The 7,908-nt window shown below is 42.8% G+C and carries 6 protein-coding genes and 1 other annotated feature; of the genes, 2 read left to right on the top strand and 4 right to left on the bottom strand.

What is annotated here, in order from left to right; all coding sequences use genetic code 11:
* Nucleotides 1-185: 185 nt before the first annotated feature.
* Entirely contained in the window at nucleotides 186-2,291 is a 2,106-nt protein-coding gene (locus F6J99_RS37540) for a serine/threonine protein kinase (RefSeq protein ID WP_293120922.1), read from the top strand.
* 128 nt (nucleotides 2,292-2,419) lie between these two features.
* On the top strand, nucleotides 2,420-2,890 hold the full coding sequence (locus F6J99_RS37535) for a shikimate kinase (protein WP_293120920.1): 471 nt from the start codon (nucleotides 2,420-2,422) through the stop codon (nucleotides 2,888-2,890).
* A 320-nt stretch (nucleotides 2,891-3,210) separates the two neighbouring features.
* On the opposite strand, the gene F6J99_RS37530 is transcribed toward F6J99_RS37535, so the two are convergent.
* From F6J99_RS37530 to rplJ, 4 genes are all read right to left on the bottom strand, one after another.
* Nucleotides 3,211-4,197: a pentapeptide repeat-containing protein gene (locus F6J99_RS37530; protein WP_293120918.1), complete on the bottom strand. Its 987-nt coding sequence runs from the start codon at nucleotides 4,195-4,197 to the stop codon at nucleotides 3,211-3,213.
* Nucleotides 4,198-4,213: 16 nt separating this feature from the next.
* Nucleotides 4,214-4,954 (bottom strand): hypothetical protein, encoded by a 741-nt coding sequence (locus tag F6J99_RS37525; protein WP_293120916.1) that lies wholly within the window; start codon nucleotides 4,952-4,954, stop codon nucleotides 4,214-4,216.
* 1,085 nt (nucleotides 4,955-6,039) lie between these two features.
* Nucleotides 6,040-6,441 (bottom strand): 50S ribosomal protein L7/L12, encoded by a 402-nt coding sequence (rplL, locus tag F6J99_RS37520; RefSeq protein WP_293120914.1) that lies wholly within the window; start codon nucleotides 6,439-6,441, stop codon nucleotides 6,040-6,042.
* Nucleotides 6,442-6,530: 89 nt separating this feature from the next.
* Nucleotides 6,531-7,097: a 50S ribosomal protein L10 gene (gene rplJ / locus F6J99_RS37515; protein WP_293120912.1), complete on the bottom strand. Its 567-nt coding sequence runs from the start codon at nucleotides 7,095-7,097 to the stop codon at nucleotides 6,531-6,533.
* Between the two features lie 148 nt (nucleotides 7,098-7,245).
* Nucleotides 7,246-7,438: a sequence feature (ribosomal protein L10 leader region), on the bottom strand.
* Nucleotides 7,439-7,908 lie beyond the last annotated feature (470 nt).

The raw sequence follows: 7,908 nt of genomic DNA, 5'->3' as shown, positions 1-7,908 counted from the left end.
TGTAGGATGCTAAATAACTGTTTTCAGTCCTGAGTTGGTTTTGAGGAAGCACAGTCTCCTGTTATGCACAAATGACCAATGAATAATTACCAATAACTCATTGCTCAACCATCCAATTCAATCGGACAGCAGCTTAACATTAGAATCAAGAGCACACTTTGAACCCAATTGTCCCTGAATCCGTCATGAATGCAAAACTCTTAAACAATCGCTACCGTGTCCTTGAGACTCTAGGTTCGGGTGGGTTCGGTGACACCTTTCTCGCCGAAGATATCCATATGCCCTCAAGACGGCGGTGTGTGATTAAGCAACTTAAGGCATTGGCTCATAATTCTAAAGCTTACAAGCTCGTCCAAGAGCGATTCCAACGAGAAGCAGCTGTTTTAGAAGCCTTAGGGGAAGCACATGACCAGATTCCGAGACTTTATGCCTATTTCTCTGAAGCCGAAAAGTTTTACCTGGTTCAAGAGTGGATTCGAGGAAATACCTTTACAACACTGGTCAGACAGGGAAAAAAATTTACTGAGATTGAAGTTAGGGAACTCCTAATTAGTTTGTTAAAAGTTCTAGAGTATGTCCACTCTCGCCGTATCATTCATCGGGACATAAAGCCAGATAACATCATTATCCGCCAACGAGATGGAGTACCAGTTCTAATTGATTTTGGTGCAGTCAAAGAAGCAATGAGTACCGTAGTCACTAACTCTGGCACCCCCCACCCAGCATCAATTATAATTGGCACTCCTGGCTATATGTCTTCGGAACAGTCAGCAGGACACCCAACCTATAGCAGTGATCTCTACAGTTTGGGGCTGACAGCAATTTTTTTGCTCACGGGTAAAATACCACAGCTATTCCACACAGATGAGAGGACTGGTGAGATTTTATGGCGTGAAGATGCCCCACCCCTTTATTCAAACCTAGGAATAGTGCTCGACAAAGCGATTCGATTCCATCCACGCGATCGCTTTATTAGTGTCAGACAAATGCTTGATTCTCTCCAATCTGACCCTTCATCACCTACGGTAGCCACAGTTCCCATTTCTCCCGGTGCCCCATCAACAGGCAACAACGGGACGGTAGCAACAGTCCCGATTTCCCCGGGTGACTCACCACCAGGCAACAACGGTTCAGTCTCCACTATTAAAGGCCCTTATCCAGTCACTGTAAAACAAAACGATAGTTACAAAGCAGTTTTAAAGGGAGGTTTAATCGGAGGCGGTATATTACTGATTGTGGTGGCATTTGGTTCGCGATTCAACAAATTCTTGAATCCCTCTACGACCGTCCCATCCTATGAGCAATCTACATCAACATCATCCACCTCAAGTTCTCAAGAACAGCAAGATAAAAACCTATCATCACAAGACTCATCAGCAGAAACACCTTCATCGAGATCACAATCCCAGACCAACAGGCCATCACAACCAGAAACTAAATCAGAGACTACCATAACTGATCCGGTCACACCATCATATCCATCAATACCAGACACTACCGTAACTGATCCGGTCACACCATCATATCCATCAACACCAGAGACTACCGTAACTGATCCGGTCACACCATCATCCCCATCACAACCAGACACTACCGTAACTGATCCGGTCACACCATCATCCCCATCACAACCAGACACTACCGTAACTGATCCGGTCACACCATCATCCCCATCACAACCGGAAACTACCGTAACTGATCCGGTCACACCATCATCCCCATCAAAACCAGACACTACCGTAACTGATCCGGTTACACCAAAATCGAGATCACAACCAGACACTACCGTAACTGATCCAGCACCGACACCGAAACCTATCACCGAACCTTCACCCATCGTAGAAAACAATACCAATAACCCAAATCTTGCTCAGCTCAAAGCTATTCCCAAATTTCCCCCAGGAACTCAGCGAAGAGTAGTGAAAGATATTTTAGGCAAACCCACAAGGAAAACACAGGGCCATTGGAATACTCGCGCTTTCCTTTATAAAAACGTTGTCCCCAATCAAGTAGACCTAGGATATTTGTTTGATCGGAGTTCTGGGCGTCTGCGCCAAACGGAAGTTACCTTTTCCCAATCCGTTGACCTAGAAATCATGTCAGAGACCTTAAACAAGCTGCTCAGTAACAACATCTCCACTGACATTAAACAGGGGCTGAAAGATGTATATCAGGGCGAGTCTAAGACCTATAAATTTTCCAGTGGTAACAATAACAGCTTGCAGGGTGTGATTCAACGAGACAATAGCGATCGCATTTACATTGGTGTTTGGGAAGCGGATTTAAAGTAAAAAGTAATCTTAATTCCCTGAGCAAGACTGTAGTGCTAAAGGCTCCCCGGCTCATAGCTGATAGCTAAGGGTTGTTCGCTTAGCGTGCGCGTAGCGTATATGCTTACCTTTTGTCTATTTCCTTTATCATGAGAAAGATACTAATATTCGGCAACTCTGGAGCAGGAAAAACTACCTTAGCCTTAAAATTACAGGTTGAGTTAAACTTACCCATATTAGATCTAGATACTATTACTTGGATACCCGATATACCAGGAGTAAGACGGGAAGATACGGAAAGTGAGAGATTATTAATCGACTTTATTCAAAAAAATCCTGGATGGATAATTGAAGGATGCTACGGGAGTTTAATTGAGATAGCCGCCAACTATTCATCAGCGATGATATTTTTGAATCCTGGAGTTGAAAAATGCCTAGAAAACAATCGACTCAGACCATGGGAGCCTCATAAGTATAAGACTCCCAAAGAACAAGAAGCGAATTTTGATTTTCTAGAAACCTGGATTAAAGACTACTATTCACGTGATGATGAATATTCCTTTAGGTGCCATGATCGACTATTCAAAACATTTAGCGGCAATAAAAGAGAAATAAATTAATCATGCGAGGCTACGCGATCGCCAAATCCCATTCTCTAATACTAGGATTGTCCAACACCCTTGTTATGATTTTATCACTCCCTCTAATTATGTATTAACTAATTATTCTCAGTTGCGTAGGGTGCGTTAGGGGGGGCTCGCCGTTATTTTCCGCCTCGTAGCCAGGGTTCGTAAAGCCCCCCCGATTGTAACGGGCAAGATGCCCGTTCCACCCACCGGGTCAAACAGCAAACATGAGATGCACCCCTTCTGCGCCACCTAGGACAAAAGTACCTCACCGAATTGAGAAATGCTATTAGTGGTAAATAGTTTGGTTTAACTCAAGCACTTTTCCTACATCCTTTGATTATAGAATCTAATTTTTGTTGTGCAGCATGATGAGTAAAATAAGCCGAATCATTAAGATTTTTATGGCTACCATAGTAGTTAGGTAAGCCCTGAATTTGGGGAGTTTTATTTTGATAAGATTGGCCGCCGAGTAATCTATCCGATAGAATAATAGAAATAGCTTTATAGAAACGGGATGAAAAATCTGTATCTTTCTGTAGCTTTTCCTGCAATTGTTGCCTACAAATTGACCAAACTACTGAGTCATTTACAGCGGTAACAGTAGCGGCAGGTAAACTTCCTTTTAGAAAAGACATTTCCCCCACTACTTCACCTCCTGATAATTCAGCAATATTTCTGCCCCCAACTGAAACTGTAAACTGTCCCTCGGACACTATATACAGTGCATCAATCTCTTCCCCTTCTTCGATAAGCCTAGTATTAGCAATAATTTCTTTCTTGCTTCCTGTAGCAATCATCCATTCTACATCCCTATCACTCAATTCCTCTATCATCAAAAGGGTTTTTTTGATACCTTGCTTCCAGAGAGCTTCTACATTATGTAATTTTTCTGTAGGAAGCAAAAATTCTTCATAATCATCAAAAATTGCCCCTTGAGCCTTGAGAGCAGATATAATCTCCTCAGTAAGCCCTGAATTATCACCAAATTTAGTGTTGTCTAAAATAGCATCACTAAAGTCAGCACCGGTTAGATTAGCATTTCTAAGATCAGCACCGGTTAGATCGGCATTATTAAGATCAGCACCGGTCAGATTGGCATTCCTAAAATTCGTTCCCCTTAAATCGGCATTCCTCAGATTAACGTTTTCTAAGTTAACCCCACTTAAGTCAACTCTAGCCAAGTCTTCATAAAGATTTAAGTCAGCTATCTCCGCCAGTTTATAAAAATTATTAGTGTTAGCGCCTTCAACACTTCTGATTAATTCTTCTAACTCTTGGTTAAATTGTTCGTTAGTCATCGGTTTAGATTGTTCGTTAGTCATATTTTAGTACCACTTTACTTAAATAAGGTGTTAATTGGTGCTTTAGAAGCAGTAAGGCAATCTTTCTATCTAAGACTACACGTTTTTCCCGACTAATTTCGGGAGACCACAACCCTTCAGCTCCAGTCAGATGAACATCTGGCTTAAAAACTTCAAAGGTAGCTTCTATGTAGCACGGCTTTGCCATTACATCTATTGTTCCCAGCTCGACTTCCTTGAGTAATCCTTTAAACACGGGTTGACCCGTTTTTACCTCAAAAACCCAAGCCGGAGTTTCCTCTGACCCCTTCGTTGTGATCTGAGGGTCAATGAACTGAAACTCATCGGTTGTGCCTCCTGTATTTTTTTCACCATGATTAGCTTTAACTCCAGGTTGATTTTTATCCCAACAAGCCTCCACTTTACTGTGATTTTCCTTACTCTCTTGCTGCTTCCTCTCTTTCTCAACATCAGGGTCAAATGAGCCACTGAAGTTACGGGCTTCCAAAGGGATCTTGCCATTTTTCAGCCTTAGCCTGAGTTCTCCACCTTTGAGTCCGAACCTAACTCGACCGAATGGCATCTGCACCCACTGTTCATTAAATTGTATAGTCAGGTATAGCTTCAATTGCTTTATCTGGCGAGATGAAAAAATCCCTGTCGAGACTGGCTCAACTTTAAGCTCCATCGTCAGACAATCTGGAAATTTATTTTCATCTGGTAGGATAAGCGGTGTCGATTTTATTTTGGGCATGCTAAATTAGGATAGAGAGGTTGACAGTTTACTGGCAAAGCAACCCTAAGGCTTATAGGCAAACGAGTTCATATTCACGTTTGCAAAGAGGTGCTTATAGGTTACTGATGACAGCCCCATCTGCTCGAATTGTTTGAGCACAAATGCACGTAAAAGATCACGTAAAAGATAGTTAAACGCGAAACACACGGCACAAAAAGCGAGCATCTAACGTTTAGCTGAAGACACCGATACAGCTTTACTGAAATGATCTAAACTGATTTATTAGTTCAAGTCCGGTTAATCAATTGTCTTGGTGCGCGTTCCTTTGGCGTTCGCGGAGCGGCGACCTAGGAGTTGGGAACCTCGCTGGGATCCCACCGCTCCGAAATAGTCTCTAGATTGTTGGGTCAGCTTAATCGGTAATGGGTAATCCTCAACTACCAATTAGCAATTCCAAATCACCAATTCCAAATCACCTGATTTCGGATATGATAATTAGTCAATCAGAGATGATATTATATTTATTGACTGATATACTTGATTACCCATAGATTGGCTACCCTGAAATTATAAATCCTAAGACTTGGCTGACTAATCTTATAATTTTCCCTAATAATCATTATTATCGATATAGTTAGATAAAGGTGTGATATTAATCACATCAACCAGTCAAGTTAATTACCGCATGGGGTGACTGGATTCACTGACTGGATTCGGTGACTGGATTGAGTTATTGAAATCAGCCTCTTCTCAAGCCCTAGGCGGGATTCCTCCGAAGGGGATGGTATGCGATCGCATCACCAGCAGTTAGACAATAACTCTAGCTGTAGGATTCGTTAATAACGCACCCTACTATAGCACTATATAAGCACGTTTATTGCCAAGTTTTGCGTAAATATTAATAACGACAACACTAGCCAATTTTTTTGACCAAAACTCTAAAAAAAGGAGCCGATTGCGTCGGCTCCCCAAAAATATAGGTTGATTCAACTTATATCAAGTCCGGTTAATCACTTACCAAATAGTCCCTAATCCTCAACTAGCAATTACCAATTACCCGAGAAGGGATATGATAATTAGTCAACCAGACATGATAGTAGATATTACTTGACGGTAACTTTAGCACCAGCCTCTTCCAATTGCTTCTTAGCGTCCTCAGCTGCCTCTTTAGCAATGGCCTCTTTAATCGCTTTAGGAGCAGATTCCACCAACTCTTTGGCTTCTTTGAGACCCAAACCAGTGATGCCTCGGACAACCTTAAGTACAGCAATCTTCTTATCAGAGGGGAACTCTTCTAGAACCACATCAAATTCAGTTTTCTCCTCCTCTGGCTCAGCCTCAGCAGCTGGAGCACCAGGCATAGCACCAGCCATCATCATCATACCGCCAGCAGGAGCAGCAGCGCTGACACCAAAAGCGTCTTCGATCTGCTTAACTAGCTCAGAAGCTTCTAGCAGAGTCAGAGATTTTAATTTTTCGAGAATTTCATCAGTTGTAGCAGACATTGATATAACTCCTTTTAGGTGAATTGTTTAATGTATTGAGTGTTGTACTTGAGTGTTGTACAAATCTCAGAAAAGGGAAAAACCGAGTATTAGCTGTTGCCTTCTTCCTTGGCAGCAATCCCTTGGATGCATCGACCCAAAGAAGCTGGCACCTCGTTAATACTGCGACCCAAGGAGGCTGGTACCTCATTAATCCCGACAGCAAGTTTGGTAGCGATAGAATTAATCGCTCCAGCAACTTGCGCGATCAGTTCCTCCTTAGAAGGCAAGTCGGCAATTGCCTTAACTTGCTCTTCATTTAAGGCTTGACCTTGCATCACGCCGCCACGAAATTCAGTCTTCTTGGCGGCTTTCTTAAACTCCTGGTAAGCTCTGATGGCACTACCAACATCGTCTTTGACCAGGAGAAAAGCTGAAGTACCACTCAGGAATTCTGTCATCGGCTGCCAGTTTTCGTCTTCTTGCACCGCAAGCCGCATGAAGGTGTTTTTGGTCACCTTGCAAATCGTGCCAGTGGGACGCAGACGATTCCGTAAATCGGTAATTTCAGCAACCGACAGCCCCTGGTAATCAATAACTACAGCCAGCTGAGACTCACTCAAGGTTTGCTTGAGCTCCGCCACAATTGTCTTTTTCTCGTCAAGTGTTCTACCCATTTTGTTAAGTGTTAACTGGTTAATTGTTAATTGAAAATAAATAAAAATAAATATTATTTATTTTTAATTGACTCTCAACCAAGAATGATAAGTATTGAACGGTCGGTCGCGTAGCGTGTGCGTAGCACATAGATCTGACCGATAACAAATAACCAAACTAAAACCCCGGAGACTTGGCCGGGGTTAAGGGTCGTATCATTACCGCGTTCGCGTAGCGTGTGCGTAGCACAATCGCACTCACTGTAGGATCAGTGCCTGGGCAGATGATACATAGTACTTTAACCTCGGCAGGATATTAAGCTAGTTACTCCTGCTGTCTTCAGCGCAAGCCTTCTTCAATTGTCTAGTTTGTGTTGTCGAATTGTCCGTTGACACTCCCCGCTTTAAAAAGACGGGGATTCCTAGATCTACAACCGGCCTTAAACCTCCGTGTCCAAATGGCAATATCTAAACCTGAATCCCGTCAAGACAAAGAATCTAGTTCAGTTCACGAAAGACCCAGCGGGCACAGTCTCGCGATAGCGTTTAGTTACTTTTTGAAAAGTGCCTTATAAAGTCCGTTGCTTTCCTGTTTCACTCGGTTCCGGCGTGCCCCGCCGTACCATTTTTTTCAAGTTGTGATCTTGCTGGGTTCACACACCAATTGTTGGTTGATGATTGGGTTTTTAAGGAGGATTTTCCCTGCCCTCCGGGCATTGTTACAGTCGATGTCCCCTATTAAGGGAAGCACCTCTGCTTCAGAACCGTACGTGAAGTTTTCGCCTCATACGGCTCCTAGATATCCTATCCTTTCGGGTTGCTCCAATGTAGT

It is taken from the genome of Moorena sp. SIO4G3, assembly GCF_010692305.1.
GTDB lineage: Bacteria > Cyanobacteriota > Cyanobacteriia > Cyanobacteriales > Coleofasciculaceae > Moorena > Moorena producens_A.
Note: the sequence above shows the minus strand (reverse complement) of the source record. Positions and strands in the feature narration are given on the sequence as shown.

What these genes read in the sequence shown, in the direction of transcription:
- F6J99_RS37540 (WP_293120922.1), top strand. Translation starts at nt 186, where the DNA reads ATGAATGCAAAACTCTTAAACAATCGCTACCGTGTCCTTGAGACTCTA.
- F6J99_RS37535 (WP_293120920.1), top strand. Translation starts at nt 2,420, where the DNA reads ATGAGAAAGATACTAATATTCGGCAACTCTGGAGCAGGAAAAACTACC.
- F6J99_RS37530 (WP_293120918.1), bottom strand. Translation starts at nt 4,197, where the DNA reads ATGACTAACGAACAATTTAACCAAGAGTTAGAAGAATTAATCAGAAGT.
- F6J99_RS37525 (WP_293120916.1), bottom strand. Translation starts at nt 4,954, where the DNA reads ATGCCCAAAATAAAATCGACACCGCTTATCCTACCAGATGAAAATAAA.
- rplL (WP_293120914.1), bottom strand. Translation starts at nt 6,441, where the DNA reads ATGTCTGCTACAACTGATGAAATTCTCGAAAAATTAAAATCTCTGACT.
- rplJ (WP_293120912.1), bottom strand. Translation starts at nt 7,097, where the DNA reads ATGGGTAGAACACTTGACGAGAAAAAGACAATTGTGGCGGAGCTCAAG.